This window comes from Mycolicibacterium vulneris (genome assembly GCF_002104765.1).
In the GTDB taxonomy this organism is placed as follows: domain Bacteria; phylum Actinomycetota; class Actinomycetes; order Mycobacteriales; family Mycobacteriaceae; genus Mycobacterium; species Mycobacterium vulneris.
The window spans coordinates 232439-251657 of the sequence record NZ_NCXM01000002.1; the positions used below are offsets into that span (position 1 = coordinate 232439).

The window sequence follows — 19219 nt, forward strand, 5'->3', positions numbered from 1 at the left end:
CTTGCGCCGCAACGGAAGCACCGGCTCGCGCGAACGGTGAAGCGCTGGAAGGTAGCCGGCGCCTCGTCCACTCTGTCAACGTTGCGTCGACAGCGCGTGCGCCCAGCGGGTGGAAATTGTTGGCCCCAATTCGTTACGCCAGCACGACCATTCGGATCGGGACGCGGCTTTGCGCGCAGGGCCGCGGTGTTCCTTTTGAAAGCGTTCGTTGCAGGCTGGTTCGGCAGCTGTCCACGGGTGCGCGTGCTCTGGCCGAGACGTGCCAGCTCTTGCGGGCAGCCTTTCCCTGGTGCTGAGCGAACGGATCAGACAGCGGCACAACTGCAGTGGCGTGGAGAGCCGGCCGAGCCCTAGGGTGCGGTCCTTCTGCACGCCAATGCGTTTCCCGAGAACGCCTTTCGGAATCGAATGATGTCACCGCACCGGCGGAACGTGCCGGGTGACGGCTGCTCACAAGCCGGCCAGTCCGATCGCGGCGCTGTCAACCTCGGGACGCCGCCGCGCTTCAATCACAAGCCAACCAAGCGCTGGGATCTGCGCTCTCGCCGTACGACGCGGGAGCTAACTGCTTGGAAAGGCGAGCAAATTCTTCGACAATGGTGCTGTAGAACGCGCGCAGCGCGTGCGGCGAGGCTGGCTCGCCATCCAATATGGAGGCGCCGGTCTGTCGCAGGGACCGGATCGTCAGATAGGACGGGAGACTTCGGCCCCGGGCCACACCCGCCTCAAGCAGGGTCCAGGTGCCGTGGCAGACGACCCCGACCGGCTTCCCCAAGCTAATGAAGTCACCGACGAATGAGACCACGCTGTCGTGGCTGGAAAGCTGGTGGGATCTCACCATCCCGGGCAGCAGTAGCAACGCCTCGTAGTCGTCGGCCGACGCGTCGGCCACCGCCCGGTCGACGGTGTACACGCGGCTTGGGTCGAGGTCTTCATCGAGCGATTCGATCTGCCCGGCTCGCAGCGACAACAGCTGCGTCTGAGCGCCCGCTCGTCGCACCGCATCGCCCGACCAGTCTAATTCGGTCTGGCCGACGCCGTCCGCCGCAAGCAGTGCGATCCTCAAACCTTGGAGGCATTCGGTCATCTCGGACTCCACTCGGCAACGAGGTGTAAACGGGGACTTCCCGCTGACAAGCATCGCCGTTGCGGACGTCGATATCCTGCTCCCGACCGAGCGAATATGTCAGTCGTTATTCGCCCCGCCGTGACAGGACGGCCGGATCATCGCGGATTACTTCCCCTTCTGGCAGTCATGTACCGCACGACTTCGCTGCGGGTCAGCCCCATGTAGGCACCCTTTTCGAGAATTTCCTCCACCGCGAAACCCTGGCTCTGCAGGGCTTGAACAAACTTAATCCTGTTCGACGAGTACTTCTGCACCCTCGGCTTGCGGAACTCGCCTTTCGGAACATCGAATCGCGCGTGCTGGCGTTCTCGCTTCACCACAACGGGATCACGTCGGTACTTGCCTTCTCTCATGTCCCGAAGGGCTTTTTGCCCGGCTTCACCCCGGAGGATGACATACTCGGCATTCGTCTTATGCTGAGCAATCTCCGCCACCAGCAGACCTGCGGCGTTGGCGCGAACACACGCTCGCTTGGTGCAGTACGCGAACCCCAATTCGGTTCGCTCTCGGAGGATTTCGTCTCCGCAGGTTACGCATCTCATTTTTGTCCTTCGTCCATCGCGCGCCATCGAAGGCGGCCCATTGAGTAACGATCGGTTACGCCCACTAATTCCCGCTTAACTGTGGCGACACCGTCGTCTGGGAGGTAGACGAAACAGTAACGCGCACAGCGTAATTCGTTCGCGTATCTCTCTCGGGGGTCTCGTCCGCACCCGCAGGTGTGGGGGAGTGGCGGCGGCCACACCAACGTGGCGGAACATCGAGGGATGTCGAGAGTGAGTACCCATCGGCGCCAACGGTCTCGAAGCGAGACCGGGTCGCCCTTTATGCGGTTAGCTTCTTCATGGCCGACATGGAGGCCGGTATGGGCCCCTTGCTGGGCGTGCTACTGCAGAGCCGTGGCTGGAGCACCGGCACCATCGGCGCGGTCATCACCTTGGGCGCTGTTTGGCATGCTCGCTGTCACTCCGGCGGGTGCGCTGGTCGACGCCACCAGCCACAAGCGCGCCTGCGTCATCGTCGTCGGGCTTGGTGCCGTGGCGGGCGCGGCGGTCATCCTGACGTCGCAGCACTTCTGGGTGATCGCCGGGGGCCCAGGCGGTGATGTGCATTTCCGGGGCAACGATCGCACCCGGGATGATCGGCATCACCCTCGGCGTCGTTGGGCAAGCAAGGTTCACGGGTCAAAACGGCCGCAACCAGGCCTCGATCACGCCGGCAACATGACTGGAGCGGCCATCGCCGGCCTGCTGGGCTGGCACTTCGGATTGCTGGTCACATCGACCATCACCTCGCCCGCGGGGAGGCGCTCGCCACCGACCAGCCGCGTATCAAGCCGTTGCGGATCCTCCTCAGGTGCCGGCCGCTGCTGGCGGTAGCAGCAGCGGTGATGTCTCCACCTGGGCAACGCCGCGATGCTGCCGCTCTATGGGCTGGCAGTGGTGGCCACAAACGGCAGACAATGGGATTCGCAACCTCATTCACCATGCTCGGCGGCATTTCGCTGGGATCGCTGATTGTCTGGCTGGGTTCCGCTTCGATGCTGCGCCGCGCCGGCGACAGGTAGCCCGCCCCGTCGGCCGGTTTGTCAGGACTGACATGTGCCGGCGTGAAATGTTAATATGGCGAGAGTTTCGGCAGTAAAGCTGCGGGTATTGCATTAGAAACCCTGGTTTCGCCGGACAAGGCCTCAGTCCTTCGAAGCGTGGCAGTCCGGTGGCTGACCGGGGCGTGGGGGAGGTGCGCGACGCGCGACTGGATCCCGTTTCCCCGCGCCATCCATTCTTAATTCGAGCGGAACGCATACGGCCATGAACGCCAATTCGACGATCGCTGACGATTACGAGCCAACCGACACCCCGGGAGGCCTTGCGGCGCTGACCCGAATCAACTTCCATTCGTTGGATCCCGAGGACATCCTCGCCGTAGCTACTGAAGGGGCTGCGGCCCTGTGCCCGTGCCGAGTCGAGGCCAGCTACTGCACTGTCGACGATGAGATGAAGCTGTGCCCATCCTCTCAAACCGAGCGCCCGAGGCTGACAGACATGCTTCAGCGATCGAGCTGGGAGGGCAGGATCGAGTTGCCCCGGGGAGATTGGGGGTGGGCGTTTCCTCTATGCCATCGGGATGCTGTACAAGGTTGCCTTGTGATCGGCGCCAGTGCCGAGCCCACACCTGATCACCATTTGCTACTGCAGCTGCTCGCACAAAATGCCGGTGCTGCGCTGGCATGCGCCAAGCTGCATCAGCGGGAAGTTGTACGAGCCAGCCAACTCGCGGAGACGAATGAGGTTCTCGCCGCAGCGGTGCATCGGCTGAAGACCCGGACGCATACGCATGAGCTGCTGGAGGCGGCGTTGACCGCTGGCGAGGGCCTGCAAGGCATCGCCGACGCACTTCATCGATTGACGGGACGTCCGGTCTGCATCGAAGACAGGTTCGGCAACCTCCGCGCATGGGCAGGGCCCGGACGGCCACTCCAGTACCCGAAGCCAAAGTACGGCCGGCGCGACACGTTCTTGCGTTCGCTCTCTACGCAGGCTGGTCCGGTGCGCTCCGGGGATCGCCTGTGCGTCCTGATAAAGCCACGCGCGGAGATGCTCGGCGTTGTCGCGCTCGTTGTCCGCGACGACGAGGTCGACGAGGACATGTTGTTCGCCCTCGGGTACTGCAGCAATGTGCTGGGCCTCGAGTTATCCCATCAACGCAACCTCGCGGATCTGCAACTAAATCTGCGCCGCGAACTGGTCGATGACCTGCTGGTGGGCACCGACGAGCAAGGGGCCTACGCCCGCGCCGAGGCGCTGGCTCATGACTTGCGCCGGCCGCACTATGTTGTGGTGATTTACAGCGCGCGGGGGCGCGGCGCCGACATCGCCGCCGCGGGCCGTGCCGCAGCCAGCCTCAACATGAACTACCTGGCGGGCCGCCAAGGACGTCTGGTCGTGTTACTCGTCGACAGTCATCCGGCTCCCGATGCACTGCACCTGGAGGTCAGCAGACAGCTTGGCGACTCGGCGTGTGCAATTGGCATCGGATCGCGCTGTGATAGGCCGGCCGATTTTCCGCAGTCTTTACTTAAAGCCCGGCGCGCGCTCAATGTCCGGATGAACTCGGCCCATCCCTGGGGTTTGTCCGACTACTGCGAGCTGGGGTTCTACCACTTGGTCGATGCGGCGCATACCGCCGGCGTCGTCGACGAGTACGTCCGCCAATGGCTGGGGGTGCTAATGGATTACGACGCCGCGAAAAACTCCGATCTGGTAAATACCTTGAGTCACTATGTCGAGTGCGGCGGTAACTACGACGAATCGGCTGCCGCTCTGCATATTCACCGGAGCACGTTGCGGTATCGACTCGGCCGCATCGGGGACCTGACGCATTTGGACCTTCGCGATGTTGATACTCGCTTCAACCTGCATGCCGCAACGCGAGCCTGGCGCTTCCTTACCGCGGGTACGTGATCGCGCTGTAGTCGAAGCCAATGCGTGGCTTAACTATTCACTGAACGGGGCGCATCGCCCGGTGGCGCCGCTCCTGCTCCGCAAGGGCGAATTCGCCGCTCATTTTCGGGTCTCTGGGGCCAGTTTTCGCCGCGCAGCGGACTGGAATCAAAAGCGAAGTGACACGTTACGGCATCAAGGCGGCATCGCCCGCGCCGGTCAACGACAACGCCGCACCGCCCGCCGCAAGAGCCGGTCGCACCGACCAACGCTTGACCGCCGTTTGCTACCCCTAGTCCGTCCCTTGCACCGGGATCCGAGCGTCGGCTGGATCATCGCGCGCCCAGCCGCTGAAACTCCGTGGGCAGCTGGCTTAATAAGTCATCGAACTCTCCTGGTGTCACCGCGTCGTGAATCGTCGCCATGACCGCGTCCACGGCAGTCTCGGCGGTCTCCGCGTCACGCCCGCTCCGTTCAGCCACTTGGTCGATGAACTCGTCGAAACTGAACGCTTCGGCCTCTTCTTCCGTTGGGAGCAAAGCATCTTGTAGCGGTGAGGGCAGTTGAGCGGCCAGATCGCGCGCCTCGCCACCGCTGATGCGCTCCGCGAGGGTGGTCAAGGTGGCGCGGGTGACCGCCACCGCGTCTCCTGCGAACAGGCCGCTACGCTCGGCCACTGACGAAATGAATTCCTCATATCGCATTTTTCCTCCATGGGTTCCGGCTTCCCATATCGTGCCGAGCCTCGAGCGCCGGTGCATCGTTCTCGGGAGTCGGATTCCGGCGCTGGTAATCAGCCTGGCGGGTGAGCTCACGTCGCGGTGCAGGACGGCATTTATCGGCCCGGCAGGCTCTCCGGCTTTAAAAATCGACGCCCCACGGGGCAGCGATCGGCACACGTGGTGCTGCACAGTAATGGGGCACAACGGCTCCGTGTGGCCGCACGACACCGCCATCGCCGTCGCCGGGCTCGCGAATCACGGTTTTGTCCAAGAGGCTCAACAGATTGCGTTGCGGCTTCTCGACGCTTCCGAATACTTCGGGGGTCGGCTGCCCGAGCTGTTCTGCGGCTTTCTCCGTGCCGAGTTCTCTCGTCCCGTGCCGTATCCGACGTCATGTTCGCCGCAAGCCTGGGCCGCTGCGTCCTCACGCCTGGTGCTGCGCAGCCTGCTCCGCTTCAACCCCGACATTCCGCACGGCCAGGTTCAGGTGTGCCCAATGGCTCCGGGTCGGTTCTTGCCTGTGCGCACAACGTCCCCCTCGCCGGCACACGGATCAGCCTCACTGTCGACGCGGAGGGCGGCGTCGACGTGTGCGACCTCCCCCCGGGGAACCGGCTGGTTACAGCCCAGCCCAGGCATTCGCCCGGTCGCGGTTCGGCGCAGCAGCACGATCAAAGTCACTGAGTTAAGTTGCCTTCGTTGGCAGCTCGTCGGCGTCCCGGCGCTCGGCAATTTGCGCTAGCCGCCAAAGGCATTCACGATTCCGCGGTGCGAATGCCGCCGCTTGGAGGGTCTCGGGCAACCAGCTCAAGGGGCCCGACACCGCCAATTCCGACATTGCGACCTGACAGCCCGCGCCATTATTGCTCAACCGTAACGTGATGCGCGCCTCCGTCGCCGGCCTCACCCGGGCGAACAAGACGAGTTCCTTACGCGGATAGCAGGATTCGACGACGGTCTCGTCGTTGATCACCGCCGGCCAAGCTCCGATGGAGTGCAAGATCCGGGTGCCCGGCGAAGGCCATCTCCTACTCACGGCGCGCGTTCGGCTGTTTCCTACCACCCAGCTGGAATAGGTCCAACCGTCGGCCAGAACATCCCAGACGCGCTCGCGTGTGGCGTCGACATCTCGAGTGACCGTCATGTCGCCTCCGGTTCGAACATCCGACGGCCTTGCTCACAGTCTGTCGAGCGTGGGGAAAAGAAGTTCTCGAACGGCCAGTTGAACGGCTGCCGCTATCGGGATGGCAACGAGCGCACCAACTATTCCGAGCAGCGCCCCGCCGACGAGTACGGCCAACAATGTGGCGACCGCCGGCACGTTGACCGCGCGCCCGATGATCTTGGGTACCAACAGATAGTCCTCGGCGAAGCGGAAGAACGTGTAGAACAACAGAGTTGTGATGGCTACCGGAATGGAGACGGTGAGTGCGACTGCGGCGACGATGACACCGGCGACGCTCGACCCGAACGGGATGAGGTCCAGCAAAGCAACGAGTATGCCGAGCAGCAGCGGATAGGGCACATCGAAGATGACGAGCCAGACGAAGCTGGCCACCCCGGCGATGGCCGATATGACGATGTTGCCGAACACATATGCGCCCACTTTCGCGAACACCTGATCCCCGAGGAGGATCGCACGGGGACGGCGGGAGTGCGGCACGAAGCGGTATAAAGTCGCGCGGATCCGGGGAAAATCGGCCAGAAAGTAGACCGTCAGCACGGCGACGACGACAACGTCGGCTACGGCCCCGAAGACCGTCCTTCCCGCCTTGACGGCCTGCCCGACGACCGACCCTCCGGAGCCGTTGACTGTCTCGGTGATTCGTTGTTGGAGGTGGAAGCGGTCATTGAGCCGGCCGATCCAGGACGAATGGTCCCCGATGTGCTGGATATAATGGGGCGCTTGGTCGGTGAACTCCCGCGCCTGCTGCACCAGCGGGGGAATGGCCGCGGCCAGCGATCCGGCCACCACCGCGATCACTACGAATAGCACCGCGGTGACCGCCGCCCAGCGAGCCACCTTCTTCCCGACCAACCACGACACGGCAGGCTCGAGCCCCAAGGCTACAAAGAAAGCTACGCCAATCAAGAGAAGCACCGACGACACCGCCGCAAGACCGCGTACCGCGCTGTATGTCACCGCGACACCGGCCGAAGCGGTCAGGCCGACGAAGAACGGTGAGTGCCAGTCGAATCGGCGCCCGGGAGGCCCCACGGGCTGATCTGGTGTACTGAGCTGCGCCGCAACGTCTTCGGCATCAGCAATGGGCCCTCCGTCTGTGTCGCGGGGCCCCCGGGTGAAGCTACTTGCTGCAGCCGCGCTCAGCTCCGTCGTGTTGCTCATCGCGTCATTGCTTCGCGCAGTGGACAACTCGGGAGGCCACTTCGCGCAGCGGGGTATTGGTCTTTTGCGAGATCGCTCTCAGCATCGCGAAGGCGCGAGCGGCGTCGACACCGAAGCGTTCCATGATCATGCCTTTGGCTTGCCCGATGACGTCGCGGGTGGCAAGCGCCGCCTTGAATTGACGCTCCTGTTCGTCCTGCATAAGTACGATCGCGGCATGGTTGGCGAGCATCGCGCCAACTGCCTCGCAGTCGGGCCCGAAGGCTTCGGCTCGGAACCCGAAAAGAGTCAACGTTGCCCAGTTGTCACCGGAAATGCCTATCGGAGAGGACAAGACGCTGTGCACCCCGGCGGTGGTCGCGGAAGGCGCAAATCGCGGCCATCGGGTATCGGTGCGCAGATCGTTGCAGCAAGTCGCTTTCTTTGCGGTGATCGCCTCCAGGCATGGACCGTGGCCGGCCGCTTGCTGAGCGCTGTCGAGTGATGAGGTCAGCTGCGATGTCGCTGTGATCGATCGCAGATGGCCGTCTTCGATTATCGAAATTTTTGCGCAGTCGGCGCCCGGTATCAATGCCAATGAGGCACCGGTCAGCTTGCTGAGGGCGTCCTCGACGCCCGCTGTGCCGACCATCGCACTGGCCAGTTTTGCGATCGTCGACTGAACCGCTTTACCGCGGCGCCCGTGGCGCGGTTGCCCGGGATCCGCGAAGTGCCCTACCGCGACCACGGCGAAACCATTTCGGGGGAACCGTCGTGACTCATCCCAAACCATTGCCCCATAGCCGGTTTCGTTGTACCCATTCCTCCCCCGAATTTCCCGACGGGTATTGCGTGACTGCCGTACCACTATGCCAACCGGATTGGAGTTCAAGCGTCGACCCAACAGATCAATAAATCGGAAGCGTCGTCGACCTCGCGGAGCCATTTGTGTCCGAGTCTCGGCGACCCGAGGCGTTAAAAACGCCTCATGCGTCGTGTCGGCTCCGCTCACCTGAAAGGGGGCCCCGACGTGCCGTGGGGCGCTTCATCAGTTAAGAATGTTAACTAAATCCCGGAGGCGTGGACGGGCCGACGCGGGAATACAGTGAGATGACCACGATTGGGAAAGGCAATACGGACCCGATAACTTCGCAGGTGGAGGGCGGATGCGGCGGTGAACCAGGACGGTCAGCGACTTGTCGCGAACCACCTCGACGCGTTGACGTCCCATTGGGCGCAACTAACGGACACGACGGATATCGACGAAGCGACGGAGGCCCTGCGGCCCGCGTTTTTCCCTGTCGCGATCACTCCGAGCGGTACGGGCTCGTTACACATTCGCGTCATGGCCAAGCAGCTGCCGCTGCTCAGTATCGGCTACCTCGACTTCGGTGGTGAGGCGACGATGCGGGTAGCGGACATGCCCGGCTATCAGATCGCTGTCGCAGTGTCGGGTCACAGCCTGACGAATTGGCCCGATGGTCACGCAACCACCGTCACTTCGCCCGGGTCGGCGACGGTCTTCAGACCCGGCACCGACGTCGAACATCTATGGTCACCCGATTGCGGCCAGCTCGGCATCAGGATCGCCCCGGCCGAGCTGACTCGCGAGCTAGAACATTTGCTCGACCGGTCGATTGGTAAGCCCGTGGAGTTCGCTCGTCGGCTGGACCTGACGGACAGGGCGTCGCAAAGTTGGCTGAGCCTGGTAGCGGTTCTGGCGCGAGAGGCCGGCAACCATGCCGGAATCCTCACGAATCCACTCGCAGCCGCGAATTTGCAGCATTTGCTACTTGAGGGTCTACTGCTCACGCAGCCGCACAACTACACGCACGCACTCCGTGAGGATGGTCGGCCTACCTCTGCAGCGACGGTGCAGCAGTCAATCGACTTGATGCGCAGCTATCCGGAATCGGAGTGGACGACCGCGGCACTTGCCCGCGCGACGGGTGTCAGCGCGAGGGCACTGCAGAAGGCGTTCGCCAAGGCGGGCGAGCCGCCGCCTATGACGTACCTGCGCCACTTACGGTTGCAACGGGTCCGGGCCGAGCTCGCTGACGCGTCACCGACACGGCCCTCAGCGGTCACTACGGTGGCAAGCCGGTGGGGGTTCGTGCACCTCGGCCGGTTCGCTCAGCAGTACCGTCAATTGTTCGGTGAACCCCCGTCACAGACGCTTCGCGCGGCGGACCGCTAGCGGTGACGTTGCGCTTCGTCGACCGTCGCAAAGATTTCGAACCGCTCGAGCAGATCGGCGGCTGCGAGAACTCTCGCGATGGGACCGGTCGGCGACATGACCAGGCAGAATGATGTGTCCGACTCTGCCGCCAGCGCCATAGCGCCGACCAGGGCCTCGACAGCGGCATCATCGATGGACGTCGCGCCTGAAAGCTCCAGCACCAGCTGTGCCGGCTCTTGTGTCAATTCGTCGGCGATGGTGCGGGACATCCCCGCGTGTGTTTCACCGTCGAGCTCACCTGTCGCGTAGACGATGCTCGTGGTGTCGGGAAGTCGTTGCACGGTGTACGAGAACGACCCCCCCTCTTGACCTGCTGCGTCACGCTCGCTGACTGACTCCACCTCCCTAGTGCTTCTAGAGAGTCAAGCAAGCCAAATGGTTGTCTCGATATCCGTCGAGCGTCCCGGCGCTGTCCGATCTGCGCCGCACCCCCATCACCAGTGGGTCTCGGTGCTGGTCGGTCGGCTGGGGAGCGGGGGAACAACGTTCTACCCATGACAACGAGGGCAACGGAGTCAATGATTAGCGATGCAAGGCGCCCATGGAGCCGACGGGCGGCCGAGCGGCAACCACTATTTTGGCATCCGCTCATCTGAGGGCCCTCGCTCGCCGGCGCTAGTAGCCCGCATGATTGGCTGCGTTTCCCCGAACATCTCGGAAACCTTTGTGGCGAGGTGAAGGTTGAGGCGCGTCTCCACGTTCTGCAGGTCATGGCCCGAAATGTCGCGGATGCGCCCGAGGCGGTAACGCAGGGTACTGCGGTGAATGTTGAGCGCGCGCGCCGTGTGATCGTAATTCCCTCCGGAATCCAGATAGCGCGCCAGGGTGTTGACCAGTTCGGCGCTTTTCTCCTGGTCATATGCCATGAGGGGGCCTAGCCATTCCGCTAAGAATTCACGAACCTCGGGGCTGTTGTCGCTCGGATCGAGGATTCGGCACACGCCTAGGTCGTCAAAGCGACGGAAACCGTGCCGGCCTACCGAAGCTTTCTGCATGCGCAAGGTTCGTCGGGCCTCTGCGAAGGACCGCGGTAGCTCGGAGGGAGTTGTCGCGACCGACCCGATCGCGATCCACCCACGCCCGTTCCCAACAGCCGTGGAGATCGCACGATACAGAGAACGTGGCTCGGGCAAATCCTCGGTGAGCAGGATTGTCATCGACGGGCGGCGCGCGCAAAGCGGGCGCAAACCGGCGGAGGTCGCCCACCGAGTGGCCGACCGGGCGATGAGGGCGCCGTCGATTTCGGCGCTCCATTGCAGGACCGTCACCCGGTGCGGCCTGCGCAGGTTGTAACCCAGGGCCTCACCCCGGGCATATGCCGTCGCATTATCAGTTCCGGCGAGCAGATCGTCGACCAGATCCCGACTCAGTCGCAATTCCGTTTCTGCGAGTGAGCGCTGATGGGCGAATTCCACTGCCAACACCGCCGCCGCGTATTCCAGCGCGAAGATATCGAGCCGATCAGCCCGGCGCTGCGGATCGTGCAGCACGACGACTCCGAGGAAATCTGCCTTTGCGCGGATAAGGCTGAAGATCCGGTTCCCGCAGTCGCTGTGGTGTCCATGCGATCCTGCGTTGCGAATCACGTCTTCGCGGTTGCCCCCGCCGACCGCCCGATATGCGGTGGGAATCGGCGCGGGCGACCATGCTCGCAAGTTTCCAAACGTGTCCTCGACTGAGACTGTCAATGAGGTCAGGTCGTGCAATGCGTCTGCAATTCCGGCCGCATCCGCTGATCCGGACAGGTTGGTCAGGACCTTATGGATGTGCTCCCGTCGCTCGAGTTCGGCCACGCTGCGTGACATCCGGCGAATCGTCTTCTCGTATCTGTCAGTCAGCTCCCTGAGCTGGATGTGTTGGCGTCGTCCCCTTTCGATGACGTCGGCACTTGCCATCGCGGTGGCCGCCTGCTGCGCGAGTGCTTTGAGCAACACCAACTCGTGGCAGGAGGCGGGATCCTGGGCGCGGACAACCAGGACACCGGTTACGGCATCGGTGGTGCGCAGCGTGATCGCATATCGCCAATTCGAGTCGGGGAGCACGATCTCGTGATCGATGCCCAGGCTGGCGGCGATGGCCGCGTCGAGGGCGCTGTCCAGCGGGCGGTCAGGATCGCTGTTATGGATCAGGGATCCGTCGACCAACCGATAGGCGTTTTCAGTGGAGCACTTGCCCAGGCATTGCACTGCCTCCGCGGCCAATTCCAGTACGGCGTCGGCCGGGCGACCGTCGAACATCAATGAAGACAGAATGAAAACGCCGTACAAGCTTGGAAGCTCGGCACGGTGATCGATGCCCGCCTTCGGTCCTGACGTATCCACAGTCATGGCCCCACCTCGTCATTTCCCGACCTGACATCCCCGCTGTACCCGGGACGGCGCCGGTTCAACCAATAGGGATAAGGGCAAACCATAACCGATAGCCGTTGCGGGACAATCGATCTGAGGTGATGGTGCGCGCGAATTCAGCCCACCGCTGCAAATTGTCGTCATCAATTTAGGCCTCGGAGGGTGAAGAGTCCGGGCGCGATGCCGGTGCGAGGGTGGGATGGTGTCGTTTAGCGACGGAAGGAACTTCCGGAATGGAAAGCGCAGTGCGGAGCGCCAGCCTAGCCACGCAGCCTGTTGCCCAAGCATCCGGAACGGCCACAGTCGGCGGCGGTCTGACCGTCAACCGGCTCGGCTTCGGCGCGACGCCCCTCACGGGGAAGGGCGTGCGGGGCCCGCCCGCCGACCGCGCCGAATGCGTGCCCGTGTTGCGGCGCGCCGTCGAGCTGGGGGTCAACTTCGTCGCAGCCGCGGACTCCTACGGCCCGTACATCTGAGAGGATCCTTCACGAGGTGCTGCACCCCCGCAGCTAAAACGGCGACGCGGGGGGAGGGTCGCCGACCCGGTGTCGCAGTGTTTCCGAGGGAGATTCGCCGAACAGCTGATGATACTGACTGGCGAACCTGCCAAGGTGCATGAACCCCCAACGGCCCGCGACCATCGTCACCGTGACCGACTCGGGTGAGCTAGCGGCAAGTTCTGTGTGGACCCGATGTAACCGAAGCCGCCGCAAGTAGGCCATCGGCGAGGGCTGATCGGACCTCTCAAATGCCCGCTGCAGGGCTCGTGCGCTTACCCCGGTTGCTCGTGCGAGGTCGGCAGTGCTCCAAGGTGTTTCCGGGTGTGCGTGCATCAGATCGATCGCGCGCTTTGCGGCAGTGGAGCTTGCCGCCCCTTCACTTTCAGCCAAGGCCTCGGTGTAATTGTGGGGTTGTATTTGCAGCAGGCCCTGGATCAGCAGAAGCTGCAAGTTCGCCACGGCGAGCCGGTGGTTGAGAAGCCCGCCCGGTTGCCCGGCTTCACGTGCCAATAGCCAGACTAAGCGGTACCAATCGTGTGCAGCGTTGGTGCTCAGGTTGAACTGCCGGGCAAACGAAATCCGTTTGCGCACAGGGCGGTTGAGCATGGCTTCCAGCTGCCTTCGCATCTGCGGTTCAGAAACCTTGAGACAGATCTGACCGCAGTCGCCGGACCAGTCAAGCACGCACGGCGTGCCCGGTGTGAACACCGCGACTGACCCGGTCGTCGTCTTGATGAGCTCGCCGTCACGCCACCGGCTCACCGCCCTGCCTGACAAAGGGGCATCGATGTAATAGGCAGTCACGTCGTTTGCCCGGATGGTGATGTCGGCGCCGAAGCCAAGGTAGCCGGCGGTAAACAGCGGAAGTTGCACCGCATTCATCTGCATGTTCACCGATTTGGTCTTGTTCGGAATCAGCTCGGCGGCGACATAGACGCGGCCTAAGGCATTGGCCGCCTCGTCGACGTCCGTTGCCCGGACCTCAGGCGCCAGGTCGAAGGGTAGCTCGGTCAAATTTCGCTCCCAGCCTGGAGTCAGCGGTTCGTGCCTCCCGCTTCAGTCAAACCAGCATGCTACCGCTAGCCGTACCGGCCTGGACCGCGCAGGGAAACATTCAACGCATTCGTGTACACCTCTGCACCGTGCCGGTCGGCAGAAAACATTCGTAGCAGTGGTCCCGTCAGAGCCAAGTTAATCGAGCAGGAACGCCGGGTTCATCTCCAACCTGCGTGCCTCCGGTTGACGGGAAGCGGACAATTTGGGGCCGCTTATCGGATATCACATGGCTGTATCGGTCCGCTTTGCTACAGCGAGGGACCCGACGCGAGGGGAGGCGACGTGAAAAAACCAGGCTCTGGGGCGGACGACTGCTGGCTGCTTCGGCATCGTGGGTGTCTCCAACGGGGTGATCACCGTAAACGTCAAAGTAAAGCGAATGACATCGCGATAAAGCGTGGCGTCATCGCCCCGGCAAGACGCTGCGTGAGGCCACTGAAGCGCCGACCAACTGATCACGCAAGGTCGGAACCCATTTGAGCAAATACTGCGAGAGGCAGCTTTGAGAACCGCGGTCGTCTACCGAACCCATGCCAAGGCGTTGAAGAAAAAGTGTGAGCAGGCCAACTACGGCGAGCCCGATGAAGTCCAGTTCGAGATGTGCGAATTCACCGATGGCAGAGTGGCGCAACGCTGGCGCGTGGGCGCGCGAAGCTGCGTGTGGTGGGACTCGTTAGAAGATCTCTACGCCATCCATGTCTACGCGCACCCCGATTACGGGACGCGCGTCGAATGGTCAGACGGCTACGTAGAGGAACTATAGCCGTGCCTGGTGCCGGGAAACATGGTGGCGGGCGACTGCAGGCTACCCTGCCGATGAACCGAAAGCCAACGGTGGCAGAGCAGTTTGCTCCGAGGAGATCGTAGACCGAGCAACCAACGCCGGGATCCGCGGCAGCCCGAGCGCGATGACGCGATGGCTGGGTGTCGGAAGGGCTCGCGCCGAATAGTCGGATTTTTGGCGCGGAGCTGTCTCAAGGAGAGAACTCAGCGGGAGGTTTCGGCATGTGATGCGCCGAGCCGAGAGGTGTAGCAGCTCATCTGTCTCGTCGGGCCTATTCAGGCCCCAGCATCTTGTGCTGCAGTGCCGAGTTCTGCGGGGGCCCAGTCGGGCAAGGTTAGTCCAGGCCCGGGTGTTCATCTCGGACCCGACAAACCCTCAGGAGCCAGATATGACAACAGCCAACGAGGACAGAGAGCGCGACTTTCTCGCGAAGTGCATCGCCGACGCTTACCAGATGCTCGACATCATTCCCGGGGTGAATCCCAATGGCGCCGCGCTGGTATGGCTTGCCGATCAGTTCATGCAGGTGCGTCGTCGAACCGAGAGCCAACTTGCGTCGACAGCGTGATCACGGCTGATACCGTCAACCGGATCCTGCGGTTCCATGGACAGGGCCTGCCGGTTGTTTCCCTGTACGCCCGAGTGCCCTGCCAGCCGCAAGGGCGCGTTGTGAGCCTGCGCAGCGAGGTGGATAGTCAGCTGCACGTCATCCGGCCGATGGCCAAGGACCGTAGCCTTGGCCACGACGCCAGGATGTCCATACGCGGTGACATCGACCGAATCATGGATGTCGCGGGGCAGGAACGCTGGCCCCCCGGCGCGGTTGCGCTGTTCTCCTGCAGCGGCCTCGGGTTTTTCGAGGAAGTGATTTTGCCACGACAGGTCCGAGAGCGGGTCATCGTCGACGAAACCGCGTGGGTCCGCCCAATGCTGGCCGTGCTCGACGAGTACCACCGCTGTTGCGTCGCCGCGGTCGACCGAGAGGGTGCCCGCATCTGGGAGCTCTATCGCGACGAAATGCAGGAGCGGGGCACGCTGTCGCTTTCCGCCAAGCCGGTCCGAAACCAGGACAAGCTTGAGGAGCTGACCAAAAGGCACTTCCGCGAAGTGATAACCACGATCGACAAGCTCTACCGGGGAGGCGAATTCGAGCTGTTGATCGTCGGCGGCCATCGCCCAGAACTGCCGCGCTTCCTCGACCTGCTCACCCATGAACTGCGGGGGGTGCTCGCCGGCACCTTCCCGGTCGACGACGACGCGAGGAGCGGCTTTGGCGAGCTCAAACGGCAGGCAATCGCGGTTGTGGACCGCTACGAGCGCGCCGGGGAGGAGCGGATGGTCGCAGAAGTCGTTGAGACGTCGGCTGCTGGGGGTTTGGCCGTGCTCGGCCTTGAGCGGTGCCTGTGGGCCGGCAGCGTTTCCGCCGTCGATCGCCTCTTGATTCAAGACGGCGCGATCGCACCCGGGGTGATCTGCGACCGCGATCACTGGTTGGCCCTCGCGGGCGATACATGCCCACTGTCCGGTGGGCCGGTGCGGACTGCGCCCGACGTGATTGACGAACTCGTGCAGGTCGTCATAGACGATGGTGGCGCCATTAAACACGTCTCCGCCGATACGGCCCTCACGGAGTGTGTGGCCGCGGCGTCGTTGCGGTTTCCTCTTCCACCCGAGCCATGACGGGTCTGGAAGATATTGCACGGATGCGCCCAGCAGGACGATTCTGGGTGGCCAAATTCATCTCGTTGGAAGGAAGCATCGCTGGTTGGCGGCAATCACGATGGCAGGGCGGCATGTTACGAACGAGCTGAGGTGAGCTGCGCCATGGAGAACGAACGGGTTCTCGTCACCGGAGGGTCGGGCTTCGTGGGTTCTCACTGCGTCTTCGCACTGCTGAACGCCGGCTATCGTGTCTGCGCGACCGTGAGATCGGCCGAACGCGAAGCCGACGTCCGAAACATGTTCGCGCATGCTGGCTTAACGCCCGGCGATAACCTCACATTCGCTGTCGCCGACCTCACCTCCGATGCCGGCTGGCCCGAGGCGATCGACGGCAGCGGCTTCGTCCTGCATGTCGCCTCGCCTTACCCACCTGATGAGCCCGCCCACGAAGACGAGGTGATCGTGCCCGCTCGTGACGGCACGCTTCGCGTCCTGCGCGCCGCTCGCGACGCGGGTGTCAAGCGGGTGGTACTCACGTCGTCGTTCGTCGCCATCGGCTGCGGCCACCGCGATGTCGACCGCGAGTTCACCGAGGATGATTGGACCGATCTCGGCGGTGAAGGCATCACTGCCTACGTCAAGTCCAAGGTGCTCGCCGAACGTGCGGCGTGGGACTTCGCTGAAAAGGAAGCCGGCCGAACCGAACTCAGTGTCGTCAACCCGACCGCGACCTTCGGTCCGACGCTCAGCGACGACATTTCCGCTTCTCTGGCGCCGATTCTGACTCTGCTCATGGCAGGGGAGGAGCCGGTATTGATGGCGAACCTCCGGTTTCCGGTGGCTGATGTGCGGGACGTTGCCGACCTCCACCTGCGCGCGATGACGCACCCCGCCGCCGCGGGTCAGCGCTTCATTGCCTGCTGCGATGGCGGTCCCATCACGATGCGACAGGCCGCACATATCCTACGTGACTGGGTGAGCGCCGACTCCGTCGCCGCATCACCTGTCCTCGGTCGGGCCGGGCGACCGTCCAACCGAAAGGCCAAGGCCTACCTAAGCTTTAGCCCCCGAGCAATCGACGAAGCGCTTCTGTCAACCGCAGGAAGCCTCGTCCGTCTCGGGCTGGTGCCAACTCCGTGACCATTTACCTGCCGTTGAGTCGCAGTGAGGCAGTCCTACCTGACTGAACCGAACTAGGCTCGACGGAAACACCTGGCGCGCGTCCTATCAGAGGCCAAAACGGCGACCCCTGAATATGCGGAACGAACCGATGCTCACGCGCAGCGGCGAGAGTTGGAGATGGCTAAGACTTTCGAGAGTATGAGACCGCTATTCTGTTGGCCCGCAAGAGATTTCATTAATGACGCGTCCGAGTACCGTCCGCTCGGGCGAGAAAACCCGCGTCGACTGTGTTCACTTTTGACCACGCGCTTGTGGGATCGGCGGCTTCCGCTGACTAAGCATGGACTCAGTACGTAGCGGGAGTGGATTGTGCGCGCACGCCCTGCTTATTCAGGCTAGTGCACACGGTGTCCAGGCGATCGCGAAAGTGCGCAGCCAGGTCGGCGTTGAAGCCTTCGCGAACCACGATGCGCAACAACGCAATGTCTTCGGCGTTGGCCGGCATGGTATAGGCCGGCACTTGCCAGCCGAAGGCTCGTAGCTCGTGGGAGAGTTCGAATGCCGTAAAGCCGGCGTCGTTGACCACTTCGAATGTCAGCACAGGCACCGCCGAGCCATCGCTGACCAGTTGTAGCCCGTGGATGGCCTCGATCTGCTTGCCAAGCCACACTGCGGTGTCGCGCAGTGTCGACATGATGCTGGTGTACCCGCGGCGACCGAGGCGCAAGAAGTTGTAGTACTGCCCGACTACTTCGTTGCCAGGGCGGGAGAAGTTCAGCGTGAACGTCGGCATCTCGCCGCCCAGATAGTTGACCCGGAACACGAGATCCTCTGGCAGATACTCGTGGCCGCGCCACACCACAAAACCGATGCCCGGGTATGTGAGTCCGTACTTGTGGCCGCTGACGTTGATTGAGACCACCCGGTCGAGCCGGAAATCCCACTGCAGTTGTGGGTGCAAAAAGGGCGCGACGAATCCACCGATCGCCGCATCTATGTGCACCGGTACGTCGGGTCCGCCCGCGCCAGCGAGATCGTCGAGCGCGCTGACGATGTCGGCGATCGGGTCCAACTCGCCGGTGAAGGTCGTGCCCAGGATCGCGACCGCTCCGATGGTGTTCTCGTCGGCGGCCTGCCGCACCTGCTCGGGGGCGACGACGTAGCGGCCCTTCTCGATCGGCAGATAGCGCGCCTCGACGTCGAAGTAGCGGCAGAACTTCTCCCACACGACCTGAACGTTGTTGCCTAGTATCAGGTTCGGGCGGGTGGCATCCTGGTTCGCGGCTTTGCGCGCAGCGCGCCAGCGCCACTTCAGTGCAAGCCCGCCGAGCATCACTGCCTCAGAGGATCCGATGGTTGACACCCCGGTCGCGCTGGCCGGGTCATCGGACGACAATCCGGGGGCGTGGAACAGGTCGGCGACGATGTTCACGCAGCGTTGCTCGATCGCAGCGGTCGCCGGGTACTCGTCCTTGTCGATCAGATTCTTGTCGAACGTCTCGGTCATGAGCTGCTCGGCCTCGGGTTCCATCCAGGTGGTGACGAAGGTCGCTAGGTTCAGCCGCGAACTTCCATCGAGCATCAGCTCGTCGTGGATAAACCGGTACGCGACCCGTGGATCCTGCGTAGCTGCCGGAAGTCGCAGCGCCGGAATATGGTTTATCTCAAAGCGTCCGGTGTATGCGGGCATGATGGCCCCACCGTGGTAATGATGACGCGGTTGAGTCATTGCTGCCTCCTGCATGGCCCGCGGCAGAGCTAGCTGTGAGCGGTTTGCGGCGCCGCTACTCTGATCGTCGCCGTCGAAACCCGCGCTTATGGAGCTAATCCCAGCCGGTGTTTGGCGAGGCGCGCACCAACCTTGGAGGACCGAATCACCCAGGTGTTT

Annotated in this window: 17 protein-coding genes and 1 pseudogene; 7 read left to right on the forward strand and 11 right to left on the reverse strand. The window is 63.0% G+C overall.

Annotated elements, in window-relative coordinates:
* Window positions 1-505 precede the first annotated feature (505 nt).
* From B8W69_RS02995 to B8W69_RS30895, 3 genes are all read right to left on the reverse strand, one after another.
* Entirely contained in the window at window positions 506-1087 is a 582-nt protein-coding gene (locus B8W69_RS02995) for a DJ-1/PfpI family protein (RefSeq protein ID WP_085288579.1), read from the reverse strand.
* A 137-nt stretch (window positions 1088-1224) separates the two neighbouring features.
* Entirely contained in the window at window positions 1225-1563 is a 339-nt protein-coding gene (locus tag B8W69_RS03000; RefSeq protein WP_133057959.1) for a hypothetical protein, read from the reverse strand.
* Between the two features lie 498 nt (window positions 1564-2061).
* Entirely contained in the window at window positions 2062-2280 is a 219-nt protein-coding gene (locus B8W69_RS30895; protein ID WP_181447323.1) for a hypothetical protein, read from the reverse strand.
* Between the two features lie 660 nt (window positions 2281-2940).
* On the opposite strand from B8W69_RS30895, the gene B8W69_RS03010 reads away from it, so the two are divergent.
* The gene (locus B8W69_RS03010) at window positions 2941-4593 is read left to right on the forward strand and encodes a PucR family transcriptional regulator (RefSeq protein WP_085288498.1); all 1653 of its coding nucleotides are present in this window, start codon (window positions 2941-2943) and stop codon (window positions 4591-4593) included.
* A gap of 311 nt (window positions 4594-4904) precedes the next feature.
* On the opposite strand, the gene B8W69_RS31930 is transcribed toward B8W69_RS03010, so the two are convergent.
* From B8W69_RS31930 to B8W69_RS03030, 4 genes are all read right to left on the reverse strand, one after another.
* Window positions 4905-5528, reverse strand: coding sequence for a DUF2267 domain-containing protein (locus B8W69_RS31930; RefSeq protein ID WP_085288499.1), 624 nt, complete (start codon window positions 5526-5528; stop codon window positions 4905-4907).
* A 451-nt stretch (window positions 5529-5979) separates the two neighbouring features.
* Complete coding sequence (locus tag B8W69_RS03020) at window positions 5980-6438, reverse strand: SRPBCC family protein (protein ID WP_085288500.1); 459 nt, start codon at window positions 6436-6438, stop codon at window positions 5980-5982.
* 33 nt (window positions 6439-6471) lie between these two features.
* The gene (locus tag B8W69_RS03025) at window positions 6472-7641 is read right to left on the reverse strand and encodes an AI-2E family transporter (protein ID WP_085288501.1); all 1170 of its coding nucleotides are present in this window, start codon (window positions 7639-7641) and stop codon (window positions 6472-6474) included.
* 4 nt (window positions 7642-7645) lie between these two features.
* On the reverse strand, window positions 7646-8368 hold the full coding sequence (locus B8W69_RS03030; protein WP_165762534.1) for a GAF and ANTAR domain-containing protein: 723 nt from the start codon (window positions 8366-8368) through the stop codon (window positions 7646-7648).
* Window positions 8369-8794: 426 nt separating this feature from the next.
* Between B8W69_RS03030 and B8W69_RS03035 the strand changes: the two genes are divergently transcribed.
* Window positions 8795-9817 (forward strand): AraC family transcriptional regulator, encoded by a 1023-nt coding sequence (locus B8W69_RS03035; protein ID WP_085288503.1) that lies wholly within the window; start codon window positions 8795-8797, stop codon window positions 9815-9817.
* Here B8W69_RS03035 and B8W69_RS03040 read toward each other — a convergent pair.
* Both B8W69_RS03040 and B8W69_RS03045 read right to left on the reverse strand, forming a co-directional pair.
* The gene (locus B8W69_RS03040; protein ID WP_085288504.1) at window positions 9814-10200 is read right to left on the reverse strand and encodes an STAS domain-containing protein; all 387 of its coding nucleotides are present in this window, start codon (window positions 10198-10200) and stop codon (window positions 9814-9816) included. The genes B8W69_RS03035 and B8W69_RS03040 overlap by 4 nt on opposite strands.
* Window positions 10201-10431: 231 nt before the next feature.
* Window positions 10432-12186, reverse strand: a complete 1755-nt coding sequence (locus B8W69_RS03045; protein ID WP_085288505.1) for a helix-turn-helix domain-containing protein — start codon at window positions 12184-12186, stop codon at window positions 10432-10434.
* 254 nt (window positions 12187-12440) lie between these two features.
* Between B8W69_RS03045 and B8W69_RS03050 the strand changes: the two are divergent.
* Window positions 12441-12711 (forward strand): annotated as a pseudogene (locus B8W69_RS03050) (aldo/keto reductase); the annotation flags it as partial.
* Window positions 12712-12716: 5 nt separating this feature from the next.
* Here the strand turns inward: B8W69_RS03050 and B8W69_RS03055 are convergent.
* Window positions 12717-13721 carry an AraC family transcriptional regulator gene (locus B8W69_RS03055; RefSeq protein ID WP_085288506.1) on the reverse strand — a complete coding sequence of 335 codons (1005 nt, stop codon included), beginning with the start codon at window positions 13719-13721 and terminating at the stop codon, window positions 12717-12719.
* Between the two features lie 583 nt (window positions 13722-14304).
* Here B8W69_RS03055 and B8W69_RS03060 point away from each other — a divergent pair.
* The 4 genes from B8W69_RS03060 to B8W69_RS03075 all read left to right on the forward strand — a co-directional run bounded on the left by B8W69_RS03060 (window position 14305) and on the right by B8W69_RS03075 (window position 17349).
* The gene (locus B8W69_RS03060) at window positions 14305-14526 is read left to right on the forward strand and encodes a hypothetical protein (protein ID WP_133057961.1); all 222 of its coding nucleotides are present in this window, start codon (window positions 14305-14307) and stop codon (window positions 14524-14526) included.
* 409 nt (window positions 14527-14935) lie between these two features.
* A complete protein-coding gene (locus tag B8W69_RS03065) occupies window positions 14936-15115 on the forward strand; it encodes a hypothetical protein (protein WP_085288508.1) in 180 nt (59 codons plus the stop codon).
* Window positions 15112-16227, forward strand: a complete 1116-nt coding sequence (locus tag B8W69_RS03070; RefSeq protein ID WP_085288509.1) for a baeRF10 domain-containing protein — start codon at window positions 15112-15114, stop codon at window positions 16225-16227. Before B8W69_RS03065 ends, B8W69_RS03070 begins: the two co-directional genes overlap by 4 nt.
* 144 nt (window positions 16228-16371) lie before the next feature.
* Window positions 16372-17349: an SDR family oxidoreductase gene (locus tag B8W69_RS03075; protein WP_085288510.1), complete on the forward strand. Its 978-nt coding sequence runs from the start codon at window positions 16372-16374 to the stop codon at window positions 17347-17349.
* A gap of 328 nt (window positions 17350-17677) precedes the next feature.
* Here B8W69_RS03075 and gad read toward each other — a convergent pair whose 3' ends face one another.
* Window positions 17678-19060, reverse strand: a complete 1383-nt coding sequence (gene gad / locus B8W69_RS03080) for a glutamate decarboxylase (RefSeq protein WP_085288511.1) — start codon at window positions 19058-19060, stop codon at window positions 17678-17680.
* Window positions 19061-19219: the final 159 nt, after the last annotated feature.

What these genes read in the sequence shown, in the direction of transcription:
- B8W69_RS03065 (WP_085288508.1), top strand. Translation starts at nt 14,936, where the DNA reads ATGACAACAGCCAACGAGGACAGAGAGCGCGACTTTCTCGCGAAGTGC.
- gad (WP_085288511.1), bottom strand. Translation starts at nt 19,060, where the DNA reads ATGACTCAACCGCGTCATCATTACCACGGTGGGGCCATCATGCCCGCA.
- B8W69_RS03020 (WP_085288500.1), bottom strand. Translation starts at nt 6,438, where the DNA reads ATGACGGTCACTCGAGATGTCGACGCCACACGCGAGCGCGTCTGGGAT.
- B8W69_RS31930 (WP_085288499.1), bottom strand. Translation starts at nt 5,528, where the DNA reads ATGGCGGTGTCGTGCGGCCACACGGAGCCGTTGTGCCCCATTACTGTG.
- B8W69_RS03045 (WP_085288505.1), bottom strand. Translation starts at nt 12,186, where the DNA reads ATGACTGTGGATACGTCAGGACCGAAGGCGGGCATCGATCACCGTGCC.
- B8W69_RS03025 (WP_085288501.1), bottom strand. Translation starts at nt 7,641, where the DNA reads ATGAGCAACACGACGGAGCTGAGCGCGGCTGCAGCAAGTAGCTTCACC.
- B8W69_RS03010 (WP_085288498.1), top strand. Translation starts at nt 2,941, where the DNA reads ATGAACGCCAATTCGACGATCGCTGACGATTACGAGCCAACCGACACC.
- B8W69_RS02995 (WP_085288579.1), bottom strand. Translation starts at nt 1,087, where the DNA reads ATGACCGAATGCCTCCAAGGTTTGAGGATCGCACTGCTTGCGGCGGAC.
- B8W69_RS03075 (WP_085288510.1), top strand. Translation starts at nt 16,372, where the DNA reads ATGGAGAACGAACGGGTTCTCGTCACCGGAGGGTCGGGCTTCGTGGGT.